Genomic DNA, 24,636 nt, shown 5'->3' on the forward strand with positions numbered 1-24,636 from the left:
ACAATGGCTAACGACACCAGCAAGGTCGTGCTCCCCAAGAGCGTTGTGACCACGCTCCTCAACAAGGCGCGCGACACCTCCACCATCGCGGCCCTCAGCCCCAGCGTGCCGCAGAAGTTCGATGACCAGACTTACCTCGTGTTCAACCCCACGGCCGAGGCCGAGGTTGTCGCTGAGGGCGCCAAGAAGGGCGCCTACGACATCAGCACCGGCCCCATCGTGGCCAAGCGCGCAAAGGTCGTGACCACCACGCGCGTGAGCGATGAGCTGAAGTGGGCCGACGAGGACAACCAGCTCGAGATCATCAACAACATCCTCGCGGACCAGACCGGTGCAATCGGCCGCGCGCTCGACTACATCGTGTACCACGCCGTGAACCCCAAGGGCGGCGGCGCGCTCAGCGGCTACACCGCACTCACCGCTGGCGCATCCTCCGTGACCGCCACCGACTCCCCGGTTGATGACATCGACTCCCTGACCGACAAGCTCATCGAGTACGACATCAACGGCTTCGCGCTCTCCCGCGGCTTCGCCAGCGACCTGCGAAAGCTCCGCGTGCCCGCGACCGGCACACGCCTCTACCCGGAGATTCCGCTGTCCCTGAACGTGGGCAACATCGACGGCATCCCCGCGGCAGTCTCCGGCACGGTCAACGGCAAGCTCGCCACCGCGCCCACCAAGGTGCTCGCCATCATGGGCGATTTCAGCCTCATCAAGTGGGGCATGGTGCGCGACATGTACTCCGAGATCATCGAGTACGGTGACCCGGACAACACCGGCGTGGACCTCAAGGGCTCCAACCAGGTGGCCTACCGCACCGAGGCCGTTCTGGCCTACGCGGTGCTCGACCCCAAGGCCTTCGCCGTGCTGAAGAGCGCGTAAGGGGGCGGTGAACATGGCAAAAAAGCTCGTCCAGAAGGTCATCGTCCACGAGGAGGCGGACGTTTCCCCGCTCCTTCCCATGGACGTTGCCCTCTTCAACGAGGACGGCACGCCCTTCACCGGAGGTGGCGGCGCCGCGCCCGGGAACGCCACCACCACGACCGCGGGCCTCGTGAAGAAGGCCAGCGCCACCACGGCCGTCGCGTCTCCCGACGCCACGGCGGCCGCTAACGAGACGGTGACTAAGGAGGAGTTCGACAAGGTCGTTGCGCTCGCCAACGAGTGCAAGGCTCAGCTGAACGACCTCATCACCAAGGCCAAGAGCGCCGGACAGATGGCGTAAGGGGACGTGGGCGATGGCGGAGACGGTTTTCGCGACGGTCGAGGAGTACGAGGCGCGCTACGGCGCCCCCGGTGACGAGAAGCGCCTTAAGGTGCTCCTCGGCGATGCGTCGAACTACATGCTCAGCGCCTTCGAGGAGGTCTACGGAACCTACGCGAAGGGCGTGTGCGACGCCTTCGACCGCAACGCCGGCGCCGTCTGCTGCCTGCTTGTGAGCAGGGTTCTCAACGCCCCCGCCGCCATGGCGGGGGCAACCCAGTACAGCCAGGGCGCGGGCGGCTACACGGCATCCGTGACCTTCGGCAGCGCCATGGGCGAGATGTACCTGGGCAAGACAGTGCGCGAGGCGCTCGGGCTGGACGCGCAGATCATGCGCAGCCTGCACCCGATGGAGAGGGGCGAGCTGTGAACCTCATCCAAGGCGAGCAGGTGACAGTGATCCGGCGCACCGCGAAGCGCGACGAGCTGGGCGAGCCCGCGGGCTTCACCGAGGAGCGCGAGCAGGTCGAGAACGTCGTGGTCTACCCGGGCGCGACCGCCGATCTCGCCGCCTCCCGCCCCGAGGGCGTGACGGTCGCGTTCACGCTGTGCTTCCCGAAGAGCTACGAGGGCGAGCTTCGCGGCTGCTCCGTGCTCGTGAGGGGCGTCGAGCACAAGGTGGTCGGAGACCCGCAGCGGTACGCGCCGGAGAACACGCCCGGAGACTGGAACCTGACGGCGGAGGTGAGCAGGACAGATGGCTAAGTGCAGGTGCAAGGTCAAGTTCGGCCCCTTCAAGCCCAAGAGGAGCGGATACGCGGCAGTTATGAACGCATCCGCATGCCAGTCAATCCTGAAGGGCCACGCCGAGCAAACCAAGAGGGCCGCGACGCTCGCCCTCGGCGATGACGGTTACACGAGCGCCGATGGCTACAAGATCGGCGTGGCGCACGGCAAGCTCGCGAACGGCTACTACGTGCGCACCTACACGTGGCACGCGATGCGCGACAACCTGCTCTATAACACGCTGAAGGAGGCCCTCCGATGATGGACGTGGAGCGCGTGGTGGCGCAGCGCCTCATGGGTGCCACGGGCATCAAGGCCGTCCTCGAGGTTCCGGAGGAGCGGCCGGATGAGTTCATCTCCGTGGAGATGACGGGCGGCACAGGTGACCGCTTCATCCGGCAGGCGAGCCTCGCCGTGCAGTCGTGGGCGCAGACGCGCCAGCGCGCCGCCGAGATCTCGCGCCTCGTGGAGGCCGCGGTGTCGGGAATCGCGGACGCGGAGCAGAACGTGTTCCGCGCCGTGGCAACCGGCTCGTACAGATGGCCAGACCCGGACTCGGGGCAGGCCAGATACCAGACGAACGTTGAACTGACGATTTGCGAATAGGAAGGAAGGGAACGGCCATGGCAAACACGGTTGCTACCTCCAACAACGTGAACAACGTGTCCTCCGCGAAGGGCGTGGCGGGAGGCTACATCTTCTCGGCGCCTGTGGGCACCGACCTGCCGACCGACATCAAGACGCCCCTCGACCAGGCGTTCAAGGTGCTCGGATTCATCTCCGAGGACGGCTACGTGGAGACGCTCGAGAGCGACTCCGAGGACATCGTGGACATGAACGGCACGCTCATGGACTCGCCCACCACCTCCCGCGTGGAGAGCGCCCAGTTCACCCTCGCCGAGATCAAGGCGGAGACGCTGAAGGTGCAGTACGGCGAGGACAACGTGACGGACGCCAACGGCATCATCACGGTCAAGCACAACGGCGATTCCGCCTGCATCCGCTCCTACGTGCTGGAGCTGGTGCTCAAGAACGGGCGCCGCTGGCGCAAGGTCGTGCCCATGGGCCAGTCTGCCGAGCTTGATGACCTCACCATCGCCGTTGCGGAGCTGTGCGCCCGCGCCCTGACGATGAAGTACCTTCAGGACGAGGACGGCAACACCTGCTACGACTACTACGAGTCCACCGAGACCGACCCCACGGAGTAGGTGATCCGGCATGAATCAGGTCAAGTTCCAGGTCGAGGGCGTCGAGGGGAGCTTCTTCTGCGACGCGGACCAGCTCACCAGCTACCGCACGATCAAGCAGTTCGCGCTCGGTGACAAGAACCCCGAGGGCCTCTTCGAGGCGCTCGAGCGCGTGTACATGGGCAAGGACGAGGAGTACGTGGACCGCGTGGGCGGCATGGACGGCCTCGCCAAGCTCAACGACGCTGCCACGGCGGCGGTGAAGGCAAAAAACTCCTCGGGTTCGTCTCGTGCCTCGAGGAGCACCGGGACGAAGTAACCGCGGACTTTCAGCAGTACTACGGCATCCCCCTCCCTCTGGAGGGGGATGTGCCGGACCTTCGGCGCATGGCGCTCCTCTGGGCGCAGCTCCCCGCAGAGTCGCGCACGGCGCGCATGCAGGCGCCCACGCTCGAGTGGCAGACGGGTGACTACCTGCTCTGGCAAATCGAGTTCCAGCTTCGGAACCTCATCTGGGCGCTCACGTACGACAAGAAGCACCCGGTGCCCAAGCCGAAGCCCATCCAGACGCCGGGGCAGCTCGCCGAGGCGCAGCGGAAGCGCGATCACGCGCTCGCGGCGAAGGAACAGATAGACAAGCTGCTCGGATTGGAGGGAATGAATGGCTGACGGCGCAAACGTCGGTTCCGCATACGTCACCCTGTTCCCGTCCATGGACGGGTTCGCCGACGAGCTGAACAAGGAGTTCGGCCCTGCCGGCACCAGCGCGGGCAAGGACTTCGGGGACGGCCTCTCCTCCGGCGTCGAATCGGGCGCGTCGGACGCGAAGCAGGCCGTCTCCGGCCTTACCGACACGGCATCAAAGGAGGCGGAGTCCATGGGCTCCGCCCTCAAGTCCGCGATAAGCGACGCGGGCAAGTCAATCTCAAGCTCGCTCTCCGGCTCCGGCATGTTCGACGGCCTGACATCCAAGGCGAAGGCCGCGGCCGATGGCATCACGAGCGCCTTCTCCGGCGTCAGGTCGGGCGTGTCCTCCGCCCTCAGCGGGGTGCAGGGCGCCATCAAGTCGGGCCTCTCCGGCGCCGAGAGCGCCGCGAAGAGCGCGATGAGCAAGGCCGCTGACGCCATCCCGGCGCCCATGAAGGGCGTGGGGAGCAAGGTCAAGGGCGCCCTGTCTGACGTGACATCGGCGGCCAAGGCCGCTGTCGGTGACCTCGCACCCGCTCTCAAGGCCGAGGCGAGCAGGGCGGCGGACGCCTTCAGCTCCGGCCTCAGCAACATCAAGTCATCCGTCACGTCCGCCTTCGGCGGAATCAAGGGCGCCATCGCCGGACTCGGCATCGGCGCCGCCATCACGGAGTCCATAAGCGCTGCCGCCGAGGCGCAAACCTACATGTCGCGCCTATCGGCATCCGCCGACGCCAACAGCGTGAGCACCAAGGCCATGAACGCCACGTACACCGACCTCATCGGCGTGCTGGGCGAGACGGACCGCGTGGTGGAGACCTCCGGAAACCTGTTCGCGCTGTGCGGTGACAACCAGCAGCAGCTCAAGAGCCTCACCACGTCGCTCACGGGCGCGTACTCGCAGTTCGGTGACGGTATGCCCATCGAGGCGCTCGCCGAGGCCGCCAACGAGACGGCCAAGGCCGGCACGGTCACGGGCAGCTTCGCGGACGCCCTCAACTGGGTTAGCGCGAGCACGGAGCAGTGGGGCGCCGCCATGGGCGGCAACAGCGCCGCGCAGGCCGCCTTCAACGCGGCCCTCGAGCAGGGCATGACGAAGGAGGACGCCTTCAACGAGGCCCTCGCCGCGTGCACGTCGGAGCAGGAGCGCCAGCAGCTCGTTGTCTCGGCCATGAACGCGCTGTACGGCGAGGCGGGCCAGAAGTACCAGGAGGCCAACTCCGACCTAATCGCGTACAACCAGTCGCAGGATGCCATGGCAACGAGCGTCGCGAACTTCGGCTCAAAGCTGATGCCCGCTGCCACGCTGGTGACCACGTTCGCCAGCACGGTGCTGGACGCCCTCTCGAACATGATCCCGCCCATCGACGTGAGCGCCATCACGAACGCCTTCTCGATGCTCGGAACGACGGTCATGACCATCCTCATGCCCGCCATCCAGCCCATCGTGGCCGCGCTCCAGAACATGGCGAACACGCTCGGGCCGCTCATCATGCCGCTCATACAGCAGATTCTCATCCTGCTCCAGAACCTCGCCACGGTGCTCGCGCCCGTCGCGGCCGTCGTGGGCCAGATCGTCGCGGCCGTCATCAACGCGGCCACGCAGATTCTGGCGTTCGTCATCCCGGTAATCACCCAGATTGTCGAGATCATCAACCAGAACATGCCGGCGATTCAGAACATCGTCACGACGGTCATGGGAGCCATCCAGACGGTCATCCAGACGGCCCTCGGAATCATCCAGGGCATCTGGAACGCCATCTGGCCCACGCTCTCCACGTACGTCGAGGGCGTCATGAACAACATCAAGATAGTCATCGAGACGGTTCTCGGCGTCATCCAAGGCATCATCACCACGGTCACCGGCCTCATCTCCGGTGACTGGGAGCAGGTCTGGGAGGGCATCAAGCAGATCGCCCAGAGCGTCTGGGACGGCATCAAGGGCCTTGTCGAGAACGCCATCAACACGGTGAAGAACGTCATCGACAGCGTTCTGAACACCATCAGCTCCATCTGGGACTCCATCTGGAACACGGTGAGGTCCACGGCGGAGAGCATCTGGAGCGGAATCCAGAGCGCCATCGACAGCGCCATCAACGCCGTGAAGGGGACCATCGACAACGTTCTCAGCAGCATCAAGAGCGCGTGGGACAGCACGTGGAACGGCATCAAGTCGTTCTTCAGCGACATCTGGAACGGCATCAAGAGCGCTGCGCAGGACGGCGTGAACAACGTCTACAACACGGTGACCAACATCAAGGACCGCATCCTCGGCTTCTTCTCCGGTGCCGGCAGCTGGCTCGTGAACGCGGGCGCCAGCATCATCAACGGCCTGAAGGACGGCATCATGAACGCCGTGGGCGGCGTGGTGAACGCCGTCTCCGGGGCCGTGAGCAGGATCAGGAACCTGTTCCCGTTCTCGCCCGCGAAGGAAGGCCCCTTCTCCGGCCACGGCTACACCACGTACTCCGGCAAGGCCCTCATGGGTGACTTCGCCGAGAGCATCAGGGCGCAGGCAGGCAAGGTGGCTGCCGCCACGGCATCCGTCATGGACGTGGCCAAGAACGGCCTCACGGCGCAGCTCACGACGGCCCGCACGGTCGCGATCCGCACGGACACGCGCGACGAGTACGGCGGCACGCTCGAGACCATCACCGAGCTGCTGCGCGCCATCGCGGAGAAGGACGGGGACGTTTACATCGACGGCGCCAAGGTGTCGGCGGCAATCGCTCGCCGCTCCCTTGCAACTGCCACAGGAAGAGGGGTGAGGATGTGAGCAGGGAGACGCCCATATACTTCGACGGCAAAGACCTCAGCACGCTGCTGTGGGTCACCGGCGTGAAGCGCACCATCCTGCCCGAGCGCAACATCACCACGACGGAGGTTCCGGGCGTGGACGGCTCCATGGTGAGTGGGGTCTCGCTGGCCCCGCTCACGGTAACGGTGACGGCGCACATCCGCAAGGACAGCGTGCAGGACGTGACGGACGCGCGGCGCCTCATCGCCGAGGCGCTCGCCACCGACACTCCGCGGCCGCTGTTCCTGCCGGACGAGCCGAACCGCTACCTCATGGCCATGTACCAGGGCGGAGCGGAGATGTCGCGCAACGCGCACAAGCCCGGAGTGGAGCTGACGTTCTACTGCGCAGACCCGGTTTCGTACGGCGAGGAGCGCGCGCTCGACGTGACGGGCAGGCGCCCGGTGAACGTTCGCGGCACCTACCCGTGCAGGCCGACCATCACGGTGAAGCCGCCCCAGTCCGACGAGTGGCGCATCACGAAGGTGAGCACGCAGGAGTTCGTGGCCGTGGAGGGGCCGTTCACCGGTGAGCAGACTGTCGTTCTGGACACCGCCAACGAGCGCTGCACCATAAACGGCAACGACGTTCCCGTTGTGGTCAAGAGCGACTACTTCACGCTGCTGGGCACCGAGGAAATCGAGGTGTCGGGTGGGACCGCCCATCTGGAGTGGACGGAGAGGTGGCAGTGATGCGCATCGACGTGTACGACAGGCAGGACAACTACCTTCACACCATCGGGACGGGCGAGCTGATCGGCTTCGTCTGGACGGACGAGCTGAACGGCGAGGACAGCGTGGCCATCAGCACCACGTGGCCCATCGGCGAGGGCATGCGCCTCATCTGGAAGGACCGCACGAACACGGTCCACGAGCACGTGTGCCAAGACCCGCAGGCCATCCGCGAGAGCGGCGACGTGTACTACACGGACACGGCGCTCAACTCCATCTGCGAGCTGTTCGGTGACTACATCGAAGACAAGAGACCATACGGATACACCTACGAGCTGGCGCTCACGGTGTGCCTCGAGCCCACGCGCTGGGAGGTCGGCACGGTTGACATGCCGGGCACGGTCTCCGAGTCGCTGACGTTCTACGCCACGGACTGCCGCACGGCGCTCAACTCCATCCTGGAATCGGGCGGCGAGCTGGAGACGGAAATCGAGATGGGAGCCGGCGGAATCACCCGCAAGGTCGGCATCCGCCAGCACAGGGGCCTCACCGGAGGCCACAGGCGCTTCAGCTACGGCAAGGATCTCGTGAGCATCACCCGCACGGAGCACTGGGGCGCGATAACGGCGTGCTACGGCTACGGCAAGGGCGTCGAGACGGACTCGGGGGGCTACGGGCGCAAGCTCACCTTCGCGGACATCAACGGCGGCAAGGCCTACGTGGAGGATGCCGAGGCGCTCGAGAAGTACGGAAGGCCTGACGGCAAGGGCGGGCTGGCCCATGTCTTCGGGACGTACGAGAACCAGAACTGCGAGGACGCGGAGCAGCTCAAGGCCGAGACGGAGGCCCACCTCCAGAGCCACAAGGAGCCTGGCGTAACGTACGAGGCGAGCGTGGTGGACCTGCTGGCCATGGGCCGCGAGTGGGAGGCCGTGGGCGTCGGCGATGACTGCCAGATCGTGGACAGGTCGTTTTCGCCCGCTCTCCGCTGCGAGGGCCGAGTCTCCAAGATGGTCACCGACATGCTGGGCGGCACCATCGAGGTGACGCTCGGCAACGTCGTGCAGACCATGGGAGACCTGCTGGCCAACCAGTCGCAGGAGCTGTCGAGTCTCAAGGAGCACTCCGCGCAGTGGGACGTGGCGGCATCGACGCCCCCGGCGTACCTCCAGCAGATAATGGACGGTCTGAACGCCGAGTTCAACAAGCAGGGCATGTCGTACAGGCACACCAGCTTCGAGAAGGGTGACATCTGGGCATCGGTGCCCATGGACAGCACCGGAAAGCCCACGGTGCCGGGCGGCACGGCCATCCAGATGTGCGCGCAGGGCTTCCGCATCGCGGACGGCACTCTGGCGGACGGAACGTGGGACTGGCAGGTGTTCGGCACCGGGCAGGGCTTCACGGCCAACGCCATCGTGGCGGGGACCATCACGGGCGGCAACAGCCATTGGAACCTCGAGACCGGCGAGCTTCTGTTCAAGCAGGGCATGATAGCCGACACCAGCGGCAGGAACACGTGGAACCTCACCACCGGTGACATGGCGCTGTCGGGTGACGTGACCATCTCCGGTGGAACCATCAGGGACGCCAGCGGCAGAAGCACGTGGAACCTGAGCACCGGTGACATGGTGCTCGCGGGCAACCTCACGGTAAGAGGCGGCAAGATCATGGACGCATCCGGCCGCAACGTGTGGGACTTGGCCAACAGCAACATGAGCCTGGACAGCCCGAACACGAGCATCACGGGCGGCATCATCCGCGGCGCCGGGAACAACTACTGGAACCTCGACACGGGCGCCCTGAACCTCGACTTCATCCCGGACAGCGTGCAGACGCAGCTGAACCGGCTCGAGAGCGACGTGGAGGACGCCCAGTGGGACGCCACCATGGCCCGGAACGTCACCAACCGCATCAGCTTCACGTCGAACGGCATGGAGATCGAGGGCACGAACGGCCAGACGCAGAGCGTGGCCACCTACACCTCGGAGGGCTTCGAGGTCGATGCCGAGACCTGCACCATCAGGAGCTCGACGGGCTCGCTGACGGTGAAGAACTGGGGCATGTACGGCGAGTTCGACAACAACGTTCGCATGTGGATCACGGACGGCTCGCGCTACGGCGGGGGCCATCACTTCCTCGCGAGCGGAGCGGACTACACGTTCATGGTCAACAAGGACGGCGCGTACTGGAACGGACAGAAGCTGGCAGTCGAGACCAGCGCGTAAGGAGGAGAAATGGCACTTTTCACGTTCACGCTCGACATGTACAAGGGGCCGCGAGTCGGCGAGCCGGTGTACATCCGAGTGGGAGACAAGAGCACCTGCGAGGTCAGGGCCACCATCACCGAGGACGGCATCCCCAAGGAGCTTGACGGCCTCCAGGCGCGCTTCGAGTGCTTCAAGCCGGACGGCCACGTGGTCATCTCGGAGCCGTTCGACGTGGAGGGGAGCGTCATCGAGTACGCGATGCCGGAGCAGGTGTCTCTGGCAGAGGGCCGCATCTCGCTGGCCTACTTCTCGCTCATCGACTCGACGGGGCACATCGACACCACGCAGAGCTTCGAGATCATCGTGGAGCCGGGCGCCTCCGGAGGTGACATCAGCTCGAGCGACTACATCGGCGAGATCGACGCGCTGCTCCGCCTCATGGAGAACCAGCGCCGCGAGTACGACGCCGCGGAGGACGCGCGCGCGGAGGCCGAGGACGGCCGCGTGACCGCCGAGCAGGGCCGCGTCGAGGCCGAAAACGCGCGAGTCGAGGCCGAGAACGCCCGAGCCGAGGCGGACAAGACGTGGAACGCCAACGAGGAGACGCGCAAGGCGAACGAGGCGGCGCGCGTGGCCGCAGAGCAGGGCCGCGCATCCGCCGAGGCGCAGCGCGTCGAGAACGAGCAGGAACGCCAAAGCGCAGAGAGCGCCCGCGCGTCGGCGGAGAGCCAGCGCGAGGCATCCGAGACCGCACGCGACACGGCGGAGGGCCAGCGCGCATCTGCCGAGCAGGCGCGCCAGACCGCCGAGACCGCGCGAGACTCCGCGGAGGACGCCCGAGCGGAGGCGGAGCAGGCCCGCGCGTCGGCAGAGACCGCCCGCGCATCAGCCGAGGGCGAGCGGGCGCAGGCCGAGACCGAGCGCAAGTCGGCCGAGACCGAGCGCGACACGGCAGAGGACGCCCGCGCCGCGGCGGAGGCACAGCGCGTCGAGAACGAGACCGCCCGCCAGAGCGCAGAGTCGGCACGCGCGCAGGCCGAGCAGGCGAGGGCAACCGCGGAGCAAGCGCGGGCGGACGCGCAGGATGACCGCGACGCGCGACAGGACCAGAATGACGCGGACCAAGCGAAGAACAACGCGGAACAGGCAGCTAACAACGCCGCGGCGCTGGGCATGACGTTCGTGATCCTCACCTCCGGCCAGTACGACCCCGAGACGCTCGAGCCGACCATCGAGGGCGAGAACGGCAAGATGTACCTCGTCCCCGACCCGAAGGGCGGCGAGGATGACGTGTACTCGGAGTGGATATGGGTCGAGACCACCAAGAGCTTCGAGCACATGGGCAGTACCACCACGAGCTTCGACCCGATGAGCACCAACGACATCGACGCCGTGACCTCGGACCAGTCACCGACCGGTGACCGCGTGCTCAACCTGACGGGCCTGAGCTACCTGTGGGCGAAGCTCAAGGGCGCCTTCGCGGCCCTGACGCACACCCACACGAGGGCGCAGATCACGGACTTCCCCGCGAGCATGCCCGCATCCGACGTGAGCGCATGGGCCAAGGCGCCGGAGAAGCCGACCTACACGCCGCAGGAGGTGGGGGCGGCCGCGGCCCAGCACTCGCACGCCGTGGCCGACGTGACCGGCCTCAGCGACACACTGGCAGGCCTACAGAAGCGCTCGACCTACGCGACGGTGGCCATCCAGCCCGCGGACTGGCAGGGCACGACCTGCACCAAGCAGGTCTCCGGCGTCACGGCCGACTCCATCGTGCGGTGCGGCGCGGCGCCCGAGAGCGAGATAGCGGCGAGCGAGGCGCACGTCTACTGCTCGGCTCAGGGCGCTGGGACGCTCACCTTCAGCTGCGTGACGGTCCCCGCAGCGGCGGTGACCATGAACATCGAGGTTTGGGAGGCATAGGAATGATCTTCAACAGCATCGGAGGCGGGGGAGGAACCCCGAAGCTCAACTTCGACACGCCGTACGGCACGGCGCCCGAGACAATCGAAGCGACGTTCGAGAAGCCGGCAGACCCGAGCCAGCAGGGCTTCGTCTTCGGCGGATGGTACGTGGACGCGACGCTCCAGACGCCCTACGTGTGGGGCTCGGAGGCGCGGAACGCGACGCTCCACGCAAAGTGGGCCATCGAGCAGCCCACGGTGGCGCCCGCCACGCCCGGCACCTACGACGGCACTGCCAAGAGCCTCGGCACGGTGACGGCCAAGGGAGCGGGCCAGGCGGTCGAGTACCAGCTCGACGGCGGGGGCTGGACATCGACGGCGCCCACGGCCACGAACGCCGGAACCTACACGGTGGGCTGGCGCGTCACGGCCGAGCACTGCGACGCGCTCACGGGCAGCTTCTCGGTGACCATCGAGGCCGCCGAGATCCAGGCATCCGTGAGCGGCACGGAGACCACCTACACCGGCTCCGCGGTGAAGGCCAACGCCGTCACGGTCACGGCGCCGGCATCCGGCTACGAGCTGCGCTACGGCACCTCCGCGGGGACGTACGACCTCACCGAGCCGCCGAGCTTCACGAACGCGGGCTCGCACACGGTCTACTACCGCATCACGGCCCCGAACTACGAGACCAAGACGGGCGCGTACACGGTGGCCATCGCCAAGGCGTCGTGCGGCCTCTCCATCCAGCCCTCGAGCATGACGGTCAAGGAGGGCGAGGGCAACGGTACCATCACGGTGACGCGCACCGGAAACGGCGCCATCACCGCATCCGCAAACCCGGCGAACCTCTGCACGCTCTCCGTGAGCGGGAACACAGTGACGGTTGCCTACGCGGACGCCGGAACCGCGACGGTCACGGTGCAGGTCGCGGAGACGGCCAACTACCTCGGCGGCTCCGCCACGTGCACGGTCGAGCTGGAGTCCGCGCTCGAGATCGTCACGTGGGCCAGCGGAACGGACGAGCAGATTGCCGCCATGGTCGCTGCCGCGGACGCGGGCCAGATCAACCTCAGCGACTACTGGCACGCGGGGGACACCCGCACGGTGCGCCTGTCTGCGATGCAGCGCGGGGCAGTCGGCGAGACCCACGCGGCGCAGAACGTGCAGTTCGTGCTCAACGACGCCGGGCACTTCACGCTCGCGAACGGGAAGAAGTGCAACTTCGTGGTGCACCAGAAGGACTGCCTCAGCGAGTACGGCTACATGAACAGCTCGAACACGAACAACGGCGGATGGAACAGCTGCGCGCGACGCACGTGGTGCAACGAGACGTACCGCAACGCCATCCCGGCATCGCTGCGCGGCATCTTCAAGCAGTTCAAGACGAGGGCGGCCAATGGGTCGGGCTCGTCAGCCGTCGAGAGCACCGACTACTTCGCGCTGCCCTCCGAGAAGGAGGTCTTCGGCTCCATCACATACTCCAACTCCTCGGCGGAGAGCCAGAACACGCAGTTCCAGTACTACAAGACGGCATCAAACCGCATCAAGAAACTCGGCATCAACGGCAGCGCCTGCTGGTGGTGGGAGCGCTCGCCTTACAGCGGCGACTCCGGCTACTTCTGCCGTGTGAACAGCGGCGGCACTGCCGGCGCCAGCAGTGCCAGCTACGCGACCGGTCTGGCGCCCTTCGGCTGCATCTAAAAATCGTGTAATCCGCCGACGTTACGTCGGAGGGGGGGGGTGGCCGAGTTTTAATTAGCGGGAGAGCCGCGACGAGGACATGAAGGGAGGAGCGGTGTCGGTAAACGTCGAGGACAGGGATGAGTCGAAGGTCGAGTACCTTGAGGTAGCGCGCCAGATCAGCAAGCGCACGGCGCAGATGGTATCGAACGGGCCGCGCAAGTACCTAACGACCTACGGTGACCACCTGATGAGATGCAGCCTGAACATGTTCACCCACGTGGACATAGCCAACTCCATCTACGTGACGTGCCAGGTTGACTACGAGGCGCGCCGGAAGCACCTGCTGGAGGCGCGCGGGATGTGCTTCAGCATCGAATCGACGGCGAAGTTGTACACCGACCTGATAACGGCAGCGGGCACTGTCGGCAGGGATAAGGCCTACGGGCGCCTTGCCGACATCGCCCGGCTGTGCCACAAGGAGCGCGGACTCATCAAGGGCGTGCTGGACTCGGACAAGAAACGGTACAATGCGAACAAGGCCACAGCCCGATAACAGCGCCTACTGGTGGTGGGAGCGCTCGCCTAACAGCGGCAACTCCAACAACTTCTGCAATGTGAACAGCGACGGCACTGCCAACGCCAACAATGCCAGCAACACGAACGGTCTGGCGCCCTTCGGAAGCACCTCGGCAACCAGGGACGGTAGCGAAAGCGAAGTCAAAGGTAGCATCCGATATACCGAGATGCAGGGGGCTGTGACCTTGGCCGGAGACGGCCTAAATAGGCGCCGCCACGCCGGGGAGGCTGGGACTCACCTGCTGCAAAAGGGCGGCATCGTCCGCTTCGATGAGGTGTTCACCTTCGAGCACCTCTACGAAGCGGGCACCGCGTGCTGCAACGGCGTGCGCTGGAAGGCATCGACGCAGATCTTCGAGGCCCGCCTCCCGTCGTGGGCCACCACGGTGCAGGACCAGCTCATGGACGGCACATGGCGCTCTCCCGGCTTCAACAAGTTCACCATCATGGAGCGCGGCAAGGTCCGCGACATCCAAGCCGTGCACATCGCCGAGCGCATGGTGCAGAAGTGCCTCGTGCGCTACTGCCTGCGACCGCTCGTCCTGCCGAGGCTCATATACGACACGCACGCCACGGTGCCCGGGCACGGCACGGAGCAGGCCCTCGCCCGCCTGAAGGAGCACCTGCGCTGGCACTACGCCAGATACGGGCAGGAGGGCTACGTGGTCACGATGGACTACCACAACTACTTCGGAAGCATCCTTCACGCCAAGCTCATCGAGATGTACGGGCGCCTGCCAATGGACGATAGGCTTCTGGGCCTCACCGCCTACCTCATCGACTGCTTCGACGGTGACCGCGGGCTGGGCCTCGGCTCCGAGGTTAGCCAGGTGTCGGCCGTCTTCTACGTGTCACCGGTGGATCACGTGGCCAAGGACCGGCTGGGCGTGCACTGCTACGGGCGGTACATGGATGACTCGTACGCCATCCTCCCGACCAAGGCGCAGGCGGACGAGCTGATGCGCGCCGTCAGGGCGAAGTCAGAGGAGCTGGGCCTGACCTTCAACGAGAAGGTCACCAAGGTGCGGCCGCTCAGGCACGGCTTCCGCTACCTCAAGAAGCGCGTGAGCCTCACGGAGACGGGCAAGATCGTGATGCGCCCGCAGCGCGACAACATCGTGCGCGAGCGCCGCAGGCTCAGGCACAACGTGCAGTCCGTGCTCGCCGGTGACATGAGGCCCGAGACCGAGCTGCAATCGTGGGAGTCGTGGAAGAGCCATTGCCTCACGCTCGACGCCCACAGGACGGTGACGGAGATGGAGGCGTACCGCCAGAGGCTCCTCGAGGACGCCGTGCTGGCCTAATCTCACGCCCAGCTTACCCTTCGCTCAGACGTTCCCAAGCGAAGGGAGAGAAATGCTACTCAACGGAATCAGGCTGACCGGCTACAGCTCCACCGAGGACGCCGCCCAGTTCGAGCTGGCGGAGACCACGGTGAAGGAGGTCGCTGCGCTCGACGGCCAGCTGCTCGCGGTGACCGATGACGATGGCACGGAGGTGGAGGCCTTCGTGGGCTACTCCGTGGACTACATCAAGCGCGAGGGCGAGATCATCCGCATGCGCGCGGTGAAGACCATGGATGACACCACGGCCGCGGCCATCGAGCAGCTCACGCAGAAGGTGGACGCCGCGAGCGCCAAGGCCGAGCAGTCCGCCACGGCCGCCACCGAGGCGAAGACCCAGGCGGATGACGCCAAGGCGAAGGCCGACGAGGCGAAGTCTCAGGCCGAGGAGGCCAAGAAGGCCGCCGAGCAGTACTCCACCAAGGCAGACGGCGCCGCAGCATCAGCTACGGAGGCCAAGGAGCAGGCGGCCGAGGCCAAGAGCATCGCTGAGCAGGCCGGCACCTCGCCGAGCGTGCGCGCCGCATCCGCCATGTACGTCAACGCGACGGTCCTCACCAACCAGCAGGTCGCGGACGTTCGCGAGCTCATCGAGGACTTCGTGCCCGGCACCGCATACGGCAAGGGCCTCACTCGTCGCTGGGACGAGAAGTACTACCGCATGGCCAAGGACATCGACGCGCAGACCTCCACGACATACCAGCCCGGCCCCGGGATGGAGTCGCTCTACACGCTCATCGACCTCGCTCCTGACGGAATCCGCATCTGGCACCAGCCGACCTGCGCGGAGGACAGCTTCACCCTCGGCGAGAAGGCGCACTACCCGGACGCCGAAGGCCCCATCTACGTGAGCAAGCGAGTGGGCAACACATCCGTGCCCGGGGCTGACGAGTGGTGGGTGCTCGAGTCTTGATCGAGCAGATTCTGGGCTACGTAGTGGCGCCGGTGATGACGCTCGTGATTGGCGCCCTCGCCGGCTCCCTAAAGGCCTCGCTGAAGCGCGAGCGCGACAGGGATGCCGCGAAGGAGGCCGAGCACAAGGCCCTGTGCATGGGCATGCGCGAGATGATGCGCCGAGAGCTCTACGAGATGCACCGGCGCTACGTGGTCGAGGGCGAGCCTATGCCCTACGAGGAGAAGGAGCGTGAGGACGAGGTTTACCGCGTCTATCACTCGCTCGGGGGCAACGGGACCGGAACCCACGTGCATCAGGAATTGCAGGCCGCCTACGTGGGCGGCCAGAAGGGAGAAGGAAATGGACGGTAGCAAGGTCATCTACTGGCTCGTGGCGGCGCTCGTGCGCGCGCTCAAGACCGCATGCCAGACGGCCGTGGCCCTCATCGGAACGGAGATGGTGGCCATCACATCGCTCGACTGGACGCAGATCGCGGCAGTCTCGGCCACGGCCTTCGTGCTCTCGGTGCTCACCAGCATCGCCGGAGTGCCCGAGGTGCAGGAGGGCGAGAGCCTGCCCAAGCTCGCGAAGGGGGCGAAGGAATGAACTTCGAGACCTGCGAGGCCGATGTCAACCTCATCCTGAGCAAGCACTTCACCGAGGGGCGCGGCGGGCATCAGGTCGATAAGATCGTGGTGCACTACAACGCGGGCAACCTGACGTGCGAGGGCTGCTTCAGCGTGTGGCAGAACCGCGAGGCATCCGCACACTATCAGGTGGAGAGCAACGGCCGCGTCGGCCAGCTCGTCTGGGACCGCGACACCGCGTGGCACTGCGGAGTCTTCAGCCAGAACCAGCGCAGCATCGGCATCGAGCACGCCAACCTGAGCGACGGCACCATCACGGAGACGTGCCTCGACACCGGAGCGCACCTCGTGGCCGCGCTATGCAAGATGTACGGCCTCGGCCGCCCGGAGTGGCTCGTCAACGTCTACCCGCACAAGCACTTCTCGCCAACATCGTGCCCGGGCCAGATCTACGGCAGCCAGAAGGACGCCTACATCCAGCGCGCCCAGCACTGGTACGACGTGATGACCGGCGCCATCCAGCCCGAGCCGGAGGAGCCCGCGACGCCCCTGCCGGACGCGCTCAAGGGCTTCCAAGACCTCGACCCGAACGCATGGTACGTCTCGGCCATCGAGGAGTGCGTGCTCCAGGGCTACATGTCCGGCTACGACTCCGCGCACTTCGGCCCCACGGACCACATCACCCGCGGGCAGGCCGTGTGCGCCATCTCCAACGCTGCGCGCGCGGACCTCACCGAGATCCTCGAGCCGTTCAAGGACGTGGCGCCATCGCCCTACTACTACACCGCGGTGTGCTGGGCGGTGCAGGAGGGCATCGTCTCCGAGCAGGAGAACTTCCGCCCGGACGATGCCGCCACGAGGGCCGAGATGTGCGTCATGCTCTGCAACTGGCAGCACGGCGAGAGCGTCGGCCAGCCCACGGGCTACCCCGACTGGCCCGAGGTGCCCGAGTGGGCGCAGGAGGCAGTGGCATGGGCCGTCGAGCAGGGCGTCATCTCCGGTTCCGGAGGGAAGCTCAACCCCAACCAGCCGTGCACGCGCGCCGAGGCGGCCGCGATGCTCGCCAACCTCCTCTAGCCATCACGGCGGGCCTTAGCAAGCTGTCACCCGCCTGAATGGAACGGCCCCTTGCGAGGGGCCGTTTTTCTACACTAATATATATGGCGCTGGAACCAATGCCGGATGGGTGCGCTGGGGCTGCCGCGCTCATGCGGCCTTCAGGGAGATGACTATGCAGAATCCCCCTGAAATCGTAATCACGGTGGGTTCGGGTAATCTCTTGCCCGGTGCACCATTGCTCAACCGTGCGAACCCGCGAGACGTTTACTCTTGCGGGTTCGTTTTGCTTTGCATCGAAGGCGAGCGTTGCTGGCGCCTCATCATCACCACTCCGATGCCAATCGATGTGCTCGCCTCATCACCGCGCCGTCGTCGACTGTTGCACGGCCGTCGCGTCACCTCACCGTCGAGGTCGTCCATCGCGCGGCTACCTCATCATCGCTCCGCCGAGGTTGTCCGTCGTGCGACCGCCTCATCATCCCAAACTTAGTCCAGCAACTACCTTTGACTAAGAAAAGCCGAAAAATCAGGCCAATTGTTAGTCAAATATAGTTGCTGGTCTACTTTTTGAGTTGCTGGTCTACTTTTGCAAAAAGATGGTCAATGGCAGTCGCTGGACTACAGCCCCGCCGGTGAACGTCCCTCAGCGCAACGCGCCCGCTTGGCCTCGCCTAGCCGCGAACAGCAGCGTATCGTGCAGCGCGGCGCTCTTCTGGGGTCATGCGTGCACACGGTGAGAGAATCACGTGCGTGCGACAATAGTCTGCACAGAGGTCGCATCCGCTGCAGGCATCTGCATCGATTACGGCGCTCGGCGGCTGGAACGAGAGCGCCGGGCATCCGGTGATCTGCACGCAGCGCTGGCAGCCCACGCAGGAATAATGGTCGACTTCCGCAGGCTCTGCAGGATGAGCGGTCTGCAGCAGTGCGCAGGGCGATGCGAAGATTATGGCGTGCACGCCGGGTACTTCCGCCATGTCGCGGATGATGTCCTGGCATCCGCGGGTGTCGAAGGGATCCATAACGGTGACGTCTGCGGCGCCCGCCTGCTCGGCAAGCTCTGCCAGACGCTTGATGCCCTCGTTGTCGAGATAGCCCTTGCTAGATGCCAGTATGCACGGCAGCACGATCTCGCCCTCGGAGGCAAGGTGGTCGAGCGGCGCGGAGATCCCATCGTCGCCACACGCAGCAACAAGCTGCTCGTCGCGTATAAAATGCACGCAGACCTTAGGCCGCGCCTCGTCTTTTCCGGGAATGGCCTGCGCATAGCGTGGCAGCAGACGAGCCATGCCGCCGGGGCAGGTGGTTGCTGCGGGATGCACCTCTCCGACTGCTGGACAGCCCGCATCGCCGCAAAACACCTTGCCGCGCCCGCGTCCCACGGCATCCTTGACCGTGACGTAGGCGGCTCGATGGGGGCATCCCGGGCAGCAAATGCCCTGCTGGGCCTTATGCATTCTCGTCATCTCCCGTATAGGGCTCGCGCGACAGCAGCTCGAGCTCGAAGTTGAGCGGCATGCCTGCCATGGGATGGTTGAAGTCAAAGACCGTCATGCCGTCGTCTTCGACCTTCACCACGCGGGCAAGCTGCTGGTAGCCCTGCTCGTTCATGAGATAGATCATCTCGCCCACTACCAGGTCGTCGTAGTTGGGAATGTCGACCGTGGGCATCTGGTAGAGCAGCGCCGGGTTTGGCTCGCCGTAGGCATCTTTGGGCTCCAGGCGGACCTTCTTCTTGTCGCCCGGCTCCATGGTGCTCACGGCTGCCTCGAAGCCAGGAATCACCTCGTGGTTGTTCTCGATATAGGTGAGCGGCGTGCGACCGATGGTGGTGTCAAAGACCTCCCCGTCGTCAAAGCTGCCGGTGTAGTGGACACATACTTTCTGTTTGAGAGAGAAGTTCGCCACGAATGCTCCTTGTCGTGCGACGCCGCCAGGCCCGCAGGTACGTGGCGGCGGCAAAGGGATATGCCGCAGTTACTATAACGCATCGATGCAAGGTGGTCCCGCGGTCGCGGCCGCTAGAAGCCGTGACGCTCGGCAAACGCCTCAGATGCCTCATAGATGCCTTCGACCGTCTCGGCCCAGGGAACGAAGTCGGGTGTGTCGTAAACAGCGCCTTCCGCCTCCCACACCGCTTGGTGGGTGAGCTCCCACGGTTCGCGCACCTGGGGGCGAACCGGCAGGTAGGGGTCGATATAGGTGGGGTTGAGCAGGAAGAATGCTCCGCCCTCACAGCGTTCGGAGAAGTCGCGCAGGGCTCGCCGCGCCGGTCGCTCGCGGCCTGCCTTGAACAACAGCAAGGTGCGAGCGAGCAAGAACCAGGGCGAGTCGTCCACGGAGACCTGGCCGGACGCCTCCGGCGCGCTGCCTTCTGCGGTGTTTTCGGGCGACCCCAACTCGCGAACGAAGGAGAAGAAGCCGTCCTCGTCCTCCAGGCGCGCCAGTGCGAGCATCACGGTGCCCTCGGCGTGGCTGGGGTAGCCCTGCGCCCTCATCACGCAGCGCGCATAGGATGCAGCCGCCTTGTAGCGGGCGGTCGCCAGGCAGAGCTGCGAGATGGCCTCGAGCGTATGGAGCCAGCCTATGGCCATGGGGTCGCTTTGCGTAAGCTGCGCCTCGGTCAGGCCGGTGGAGTTTAGAGCCTCTGCGGTCCAGAAGCCCGGGGCGTCGATATCGAATCCGCACCCTGAGTTCTCGAGATGCTCGCGGGTGCGCGCCTCGATTTTCATGAGGTCGCTGATGCATGCGTCGAGCGGTGTGTCGGCAAGCATGGCGCCGACCAGGTGCGCATCCACCACCAGGTGGTCGGTCTGGGCGATCTTATACAGCGCAAGGCGCGTCTCGTCGAACAGCTGGCCCCGCTTGCGTTCGAACTCCTCGTCGGGAAGGTCGGCCATGCGGTTGAGCTCGGACATGAGGTGCGCATGGGTGTGAGCATAGGCCAAAAGCGCCTGGGCGTGCGGGGTCGTTGCGTACTTCTCGGGGCGCTGCCACACGTCGTCGTGCACAAGCTCGCGCGCAGCCGGCGTCAAGTCGGGATGCTCGGCAAGGTAGGAGCGCTCCAGGTAGGCGGGCACATAGCTGGACGGGTCCATCAGTTCTCACCATCCATACGCGACGACGACGTGGTTTCGGTGTGGGAGGTCTGGTGCTCCAGCGCCTCGCGTACAAGCTCGTGCGTGGCAACCCACGTGGCAAAGCTTGCGTTGGTGGGGGAGCCCATGCCCTCCTGCAGCAGAGGCGTCGCTTCGCTGATGGCCAGGATGAGCTCGTCTTCGCTGCCGGGCGTCACGTGCACGCGGGCATACACGCCGTCGGGGAACTCGGCCTGGAAGTAGAGGGCGCTCGCTGCGCGCGGGTAGCTGCGCAGAATGGTGCGAAGCACGCGCGTCGCCCCGGTAAGATCGAGTTCGTGATAGGCGATCGCCAGCTCGGCGAGAAGCGTCCAGGCGTCCGGCGTCTTCTCGGCAAGGTGATGCCGGCGGCGCAGCTGCACCGGCGGCAGGAACGAGGTTGCATGCTGGCCGCGGAAGCGCTTGAGGTCATCCCGGCTGCACTCGAGCTTCGCCAGGGCGAGCAGCGCGGTCAGGCGCACGTCGGCGGGGTCGTCGGGCGCGATGGCCAGGCTCTCCTCCGCGGTCGAAAGCGACAGCTTGTAGCGGCCGGCGATGAGCGCGCGAGACGACAGGGCCGCCAGCCAGCGCAGGTAGGGGCGACGCGCAAGGTCGCCGGCATACTCGCGGCTGTAGGGGTCCGATGCGTTCTCCACGGCTTGCTCGTAGTCGCGGCGCACCTCGTCGCGGTGCGCCAACAGGTACTCGACATACGCGGTGTTCGATTCCGATTCCAAGGCGGCGAGCATGCGCTTTGCGTCCCAGTTGGCGGGATCCAGGCTGCTGGCCTCCTCAAGCTCGTGCTCTGCCTTGGCGGTCTCCTCCTCGGCCGCGGCGTCGTCAACGATGAGTGGCACGCGGTAATCGATGATCTCGGTTGCCCTTGTTACCAGGTGAAACGACCGGTCGCGGTCGGTTACGATCAGGCTCGACGGGTTGTCCTGGAACGTCTCCATGGTCTTCTCGATGAAGATCGCGTTGTCGAGCGGATAGATGCGCTCACGGCGCATCGCTTCAAGGACGAGCCGGTGGCAGTCCTCTTGGATGGGGTCGAACGCCATGACTCCTCCTCCCCAGAGTCGAATGGTGCGTCGGACAGTCCTGTCCGGCATGTGGGCCGCCTCGGCATTCGGACGAAGCGGACCGTCTTTGATATCCCAACAGTGTACCCCGGCAAGCGGACAGAGGTCGCGGGCGCCGCTTGCTTGCCGGCGAGAATCACATAGCTTGCAGCTCCGGCGCCGACGGGGCCCAGACACGGGTAAGGCTCCGGTGACGGTGGATTTCCGGCGCGGATAGGCTTTCGACGCCGAGGGAGCTCGTGCATGGCTGGAGATCCCGACGTCGAGGGGGTTTAGGCGCGAGAGCCCGCCGGGGAAGGCGGGCTTTAGGAAAACGCCGATTACAGCCTCCTTGCATCCCCTCGTGCACACTCGCTTCGGAAAAGGGCGTCCGAAACGCGACTTGCCGAGTAGACCAGGATGTCCGACGGACAGAACCCCTGGTAGATGGCTCAGGGCTTAAGGGCCTACACGGCGGTTCCGGAAAGGGACGCCCTTTTCCGAAGCGAGCGTGCATTGATGGCCGCCGCGAAGGCCCACATTCAGTGCTTCCTTAGGGCAGACGAGCGACGAGCCCCGAGAGCCCTATACGAGCGAGGTCGCGTCGTCTTCGTTAGCGACGATCTCGATCACCATACCGTGCGGCAGGCAGACGATCTGCTCTCCCACCTGCGAGATGGGATCGTGGTCGACGCACACCTGGTTCGAGCAGTCCGCCGCCGTCACGTCGACCGTCCCGCCGCCGATGACCACGGTGTTGTGGCCTTCGTCGGGTTCGGTGCCGGTGACCACGGTGTATTCGACAGACGATGAGAGCGGGTCGACGCGGCGGAAGCCGTCTTTGGTTTGGCACACCACGACCGCTCCGTCGTCGTCGACGGGGAAGGCGGCGCTCCAGGCGAACCACGCCGCGGCGACAACGAGCGCGATGGCAACGATCACCGCGAGAACGCGATCGCCCGTTTTCAGCTGTGCCATGGTTCCTCCCTGGGTGTAGCGTGTCGCGCCGCCGGCCGGCGTTTGCTGTTCGACATGATAGCGTCCGACACGCCGAGCGAACAGGGGCTCTTGTGTGCAGGTCGCGTCGCCGCGGGGCCAGAGCTGTGTGCTTTCCGCGGGCAGCGTTCCAGTCACACCTGCTCATCGGTGCGGTGCCCGCGCCTGCACGAGGGGTCGGTACACGTTGAGCGGTGCTTTGAGGCCATCGACCGAATCGAACGAATAGATCTTGCATGGGCGCGGTACGTTGAAACCGATATGTGACGAGGCGGGGAGGCGCCGTATCGCCACGGTATCCACCCGTCGTTCGATGTGTCGCCCGTCGCGGCGCCCCGTCCGACGAGGTGCATGCAAGGTCCGTACGAGGCCCGGAGGGGGCTTCGTTCAGCATGCCCGCAAGGGCTCGTGTTTTGGAGGCACACATGGGACGTTTTACCAATCCTCGCGACCTGTATTTTGGTGAGGGCGCTCGTCACGAGGTCAAGAACCTCAAGGGCTCCCGTGCCATGATCGTCACCGGCGGCGGTTCCATGCGCCGCGGCGGCTTTTTGCAGGACGTCGAGGCCGACCTCAAGGAAGCCGGCTTTGAGGTACAGATCTTCGAGGGCGTCGAGTCCGACCCGTCGGTCGACACCGTGATGCGCGGCGCCAAGGCCATGCAGGACTTCCAGCCCGACTGGATCATCGGCATTGGCGGCGGCTCGCCGATCGACGCGGCCAAGGCCATGTGGCTCTTCTATGAGTATCCCGACGAGAAGTTCGAGGATGCCGTGAAGCCGTTCAGCTTCCCCGAGCTGCGCACCAAGGCGAAGTTCTGTGCCATCGCTTCGACCTCCGGCACCGCGACCGAGGTCACGGCGTTCTCCGTCATCACCGACTACGAGAAGGGCATCAAGTACCCGCTCGCCGACTTCAACATCACGCCCGACGTGGCTATCGTCGACCCCGAGCTCACCTACACCATGCCGCAGAAGCTCTGCGCGCACACCGGTATGGACGCGCTGACCCACGCCATCGAGGCCTACGTCTCCACCGCGGGCTCCATGTTCACCGACGCCAACGCGCTGCACGCCATCCGCGAGATCGTCGAGTGGCTGCCCAAGTCCTACACCGGCGACCATGAGGCTCGCCAGCACATGCACGAGGCCCAGTGCATCGCCGGCATCGCCTTCTCGAGCGGCCTGCTGGGCATCGTGCACTCCATGGCGCACAAGACCGGCGCCGCCTTCACGGGCGACCACATCATCCATGGTTGCGCGAACGCCATGTACCTTGGCAAGGTCATCCAGTACAACAGCAAGGACGCCCGCGCCAAGAGCCGCTATGCCTACATCGCCAAGGAGGTCCTGCACCTCGCGGGCGAGACCGAGGACGAGCTCGTGGCTGCGCTCGTGCAGGAGATCCGCGACCTCAACGACAAGCTCAACATCCCGCAGGGCATCAAGAACTACGGCAAGGGCGGCGTGAAGGCCGACGAGTCCATTATCGATTACGAGGAGTTCGAGGCCAAAAAGCACGACGTCGCGGCCAACGCCATCCTCGACGCTTGCACGCTCTCCAACCCGCGCCAGCCCACGCAGGAGGACATGGAAAAGCTGCTCGAGTGCGTCTACAACGACGTCGACGTGGACTTCTAAGCAACGTTTCGCTTTGTGCCCGCGCGTCCGCGCCCGGCGATGCACGCCGGAGCGGTTGTGCCGCGGCTTTTGCAGTAAGCACCTTTTGGGAGGCCCTTCGGGGCCTCCTTTCTTGTGTGGGAGATGCGGAGGGAGAGGCGCGTTCGGTGCAATTTCTGAAAATGGATGCAGCCTGGCACGGAATATCGGCTCAAACAGCCATTTTTCGTGCTGAGTTGCACCCATATTCAC

Annotated in this window: 26 protein-coding genes; 21 read left to right on the forward strand and 5 right to left on the reverse strand. The window is 65.4% G+C overall.

Going from position 1 to position 24,636, the window contains the following annotated elements; genetic code table 11:
- Positions 1–3: 3 nt before the first annotated feature.
- The 20 genes from B5F33_RS00995 to B5F33_RS01085 all read left to right on the forward strand — a co-directional run bounded on the left by B5F33_RS00995 (position 4) and on the right by B5F33_RS01085 (position 17,610).
- A complete protein-coding gene (locus B5F33_RS00995; protein ID WP_087409925.1) occupies positions 4–882 on the forward strand; it encodes a phage major capsid protein in 879 nt (292 codons plus the stop codon).
- 13 nt (positions 883–895) lie between these two features.
- Positions 896–1,225 carry a hypothetical protein gene (locus B5F33_RS01000; protein WP_087409926.1) on the forward strand — a complete coding sequence of 110 codons (330 nt, stop codon included), beginning with the start codon at positions 896–898 and terminating at the stop codon, positions 1,223–1,225.
- Between the two features lie 13 nt (positions 1,226–1,238).
- Entirely contained in the window at positions 1,239–1,634 is a 396-nt protein-coding gene (locus B5F33_RS01005) for a Gp19/Gp15/Gp42 family protein (protein WP_087409927.1), read from the forward strand.
- Positions 1,631–1,969 (forward strand): hypothetical protein, encoded by a 339-nt coding sequence (locus B5F33_RS01010; protein WP_204214323.1) that lies wholly within the window; start codon positions 1,631–1,633, stop codon positions 1,967–1,969. The genes B5F33_RS01005 and B5F33_RS01010 overlap by 4 nt, the downstream gene beginning before the upstream one ends.
- Positions 1,962–2,252: a hypothetical protein gene (locus B5F33_RS01015; RefSeq protein ID WP_143757908.1), complete on the forward strand. Its 291-nt coding sequence runs from the start codon at positions 1,962–1,964 to the stop codon at positions 2,250–2,252. Before B5F33_RS01010 ends, B5F33_RS01015 begins: the two co-directional genes overlap by 8 nt.
- Positions 2,249–2,596, forward strand: coding sequence for a hypothetical protein (locus tag B5F33_RS01020; protein ID WP_087409929.1), 348 nt, complete (start codon positions 2,249–2,251; stop codon positions 2,594–2,596). Before B5F33_RS01015 ends, B5F33_RS01020 begins: the two co-directional genes overlap by 4 nt.
- Before the next feature lie 17 nt (positions 2,597–2,613).
- Positions 2,614–3,198: a hypothetical protein gene (locus B5F33_RS01025; RefSeq protein ID WP_087409930.1), complete on the forward strand. Its 585-nt coding sequence runs from the start codon at positions 2,614–2,616 to the stop codon at positions 3,196–3,198.
- 10 nt (positions 3,199–3,208) lie between these two features.
- Positions 3,209–3,496: a hypothetical protein gene (locus tag B5F33_RS01030; RefSeq protein ID WP_087409931.1), complete on the forward strand. Its 288-nt coding sequence runs from the start codon at positions 3,209–3,211 to the stop codon at positions 3,494–3,496.
- A gap of 50 nt (positions 3,497–3,546) precedes the next feature.
- Positions 3,547–3,846, forward strand: a complete 300-nt coding sequence (locus tag B5F33_RS01035) for a hypothetical protein (protein WP_158095269.1) — start codon at positions 3,547–3,549, stop codon at positions 3,844–3,846.
- Positions 3,839–6,640 carry a hypothetical protein gene (locus B5F33_RS10755; protein ID WP_143757909.1) on the forward strand — a complete coding sequence of 934 codons (2,802 nt, stop codon included), beginning with the start codon at positions 3,839–3,841 and terminating at the stop codon, positions 6,638–6,640. The genes B5F33_RS01035 and B5F33_RS10755 overlap by 8 nt, the downstream gene beginning before the upstream one ends.
- Positions 6,637–7,353, forward strand: a complete 717-nt coding sequence (locus tag B5F33_RS01040; RefSeq protein ID WP_158095270.1) for a distal tail protein Dit — start codon at positions 6,637–6,639, stop codon at positions 7,351–7,353. Before B5F33_RS10755 ends, B5F33_RS01040 begins: the two co-directional genes overlap by 4 nt.
- Positions 7,353–9,560, forward strand: coding sequence for a phage tail spike protein (locus tag B5F33_RS01045; protein WP_087409934.1), 2,208 nt, complete (start codon positions 7,353–7,355; stop codon positions 9,558–9,560). The genes B5F33_RS01040 and B5F33_RS01045 overlap by 1 nt, the downstream gene beginning before the upstream one ends.
- Before the next feature lie 9 nt (positions 9,561–9,569).
- Positions 9,570–11,465, forward strand: a complete 1,896-nt coding sequence (locus tag B5F33_RS01050) for a BppU family phage baseplate upper protein (RefSeq protein ID WP_087409935.1) — start codon at positions 9,570–9,572, stop codon at positions 11,463–11,465.
- A gap of 2 nt (positions 11,466–11,467) precedes the next feature.
- The gene (locus tag B5F33_RS01055) at positions 11,468–13,150 is read left to right on the forward strand and encodes a DUF6273 domain-containing protein (protein WP_087409936.1); all 1,683 of its coding nucleotides are present in this window, start codon (positions 11,468–11,470) and stop codon (positions 13,148–13,150) included.
- Between the two features lie 94 nt (positions 13,151–13,244).
- On the forward strand, positions 13,245–13,685 hold the full coding sequence (locus tag B5F33_RS01060; protein WP_087409937.1) for a hypothetical protein: 441 nt from the start codon (positions 13,245–13,247) through the stop codon (positions 13,683–13,685).
- The gene (locus tag B5F33_RS01065) at positions 13,660–15,012 is read left to right on the forward strand and encodes an RNA-directed DNA polymerase (RefSeq protein WP_087409938.1); all 1,353 of its coding nucleotides are present in this window, start codon (positions 13,660–13,662) and stop codon (positions 15,010–15,012) included. Before B5F33_RS01060 ends, B5F33_RS01065 begins: the two co-directional genes overlap by 26 nt.
- A 52-nt stretch (positions 15,013–15,064) precedes the next feature.
- On the forward strand, positions 15,065–15,964 hold the full coding sequence (locus tag B5F33_RS01070; RefSeq protein WP_087409939.1) for an alanine-zipper protein: 900 nt from the start codon (positions 15,065–15,067) through the stop codon (positions 15,962–15,964).
- On the forward strand, positions 15,961–16,317 hold the full coding sequence (locus B5F33_RS01075; protein ID WP_087409940.1) for a hypothetical protein: 357 nt from the start codon (positions 15,961–15,963) through the stop codon (positions 16,315–16,317). Before B5F33_RS01070 ends, B5F33_RS01075 begins: the two co-directional genes overlap by 4 nt.
- On the forward strand, positions 16,307–16,552 hold the full coding sequence (locus B5F33_RS01080) for a holin (RefSeq protein WP_087409941.1): 246 nt from the start codon (positions 16,307–16,309) through the stop codon (positions 16,550–16,552). The genes B5F33_RS01075 and B5F33_RS01080 overlap by 11 nt, the downstream gene beginning before the upstream one ends.
- Positions 16,549–17,610: an S-layer homology domain-containing protein gene (locus B5F33_RS01085; protein WP_087409942.1), complete on the forward strand. Its 1,062-nt coding sequence runs from the start codon at positions 16,549–16,551 to the stop codon at positions 17,608–17,610. The genes B5F33_RS01080 and B5F33_RS01085 overlap by 4 nt, the downstream gene beginning before the upstream one ends.
- A gap of 653 nt (positions 17,611–18,263) precedes the next feature.
- Here the strand turns inward: B5F33_RS01085 and B5F33_RS01090 are convergent.
- The 5 genes from B5F33_RS01090 to B5F33_RS01110 form a co-directional block, all read right to left on the reverse strand.
- Positions 18,264–19,049 (reverse strand): 4Fe-4S binding protein, encoded by a 786-nt coding sequence (locus tag B5F33_RS01090; RefSeq protein ID WP_143757912.1) that lies wholly within the window; start codon positions 19,047–19,049, stop codon positions 18,264–18,266.
- Positions 19,042–19,500: an FKBP-type peptidyl-prolyl cis-trans isomerase gene (locus B5F33_RS01095; RefSeq protein ID WP_087409944.1), complete on the reverse strand. Its 459-nt coding sequence runs from the start codon at positions 19,498–19,500 to the stop codon at positions 19,042–19,044. The genes B5F33_RS01090 and B5F33_RS01095 overlap by 8 nt, the downstream gene beginning before the upstream one ends.
- 113 nt (positions 19,501–19,613) lie before the next feature.
- Entirely contained in the window at positions 19,614–20,690 is a 1,077-nt protein-coding gene (locus B5F33_RS01100; RefSeq protein WP_087409945.1) for a hypothetical protein, read from the reverse strand.
- Positions 20,690–21,769 (reverse strand): hypothetical protein, encoded by a 1,080-nt coding sequence (locus B5F33_RS01105; RefSeq protein ID WP_087409946.1) that lies wholly within the window; start codon positions 21,767–21,769, stop codon positions 20,690–20,692. The genes B5F33_RS01100 and B5F33_RS01105 overlap by 1 nt, the downstream gene beginning before the upstream one ends.
- Before the next feature lie 585 nt (positions 21,770–22,354).
- Positions 22,355–22,747, reverse strand: a complete 393-nt coding sequence (locus B5F33_RS01110) for a NusG domain II-containing protein (RefSeq protein WP_087409947.1) — start codon at positions 22,745–22,747, stop codon at positions 22,355–22,357.
- Between the two features lie 443 nt (positions 22,748–23,190).
- Here B5F33_RS01110 and B5F33_RS01115 point away from each other — a divergent pair, with 443 nt between their 5' ends.
- Complete coding sequence (locus tag B5F33_RS01115) at positions 23,191–24,405, forward strand: iron-containing alcohol dehydrogenase (protein ID WP_087410111.1); 1,215 nt, start codon at positions 23,191–23,193, stop codon at positions 24,403–24,405.
- The last annotated feature ends 231 nt before the right edge of the window (positions 24,406–24,636 follow it).

Source organism: Collinsella sp. An2, assembly GCF_002160065.1.
GTDB lineage: Bacteria > Actinomycetota > Coriobacteriia > Coriobacteriales > Coriobacteriaceae > Limicola.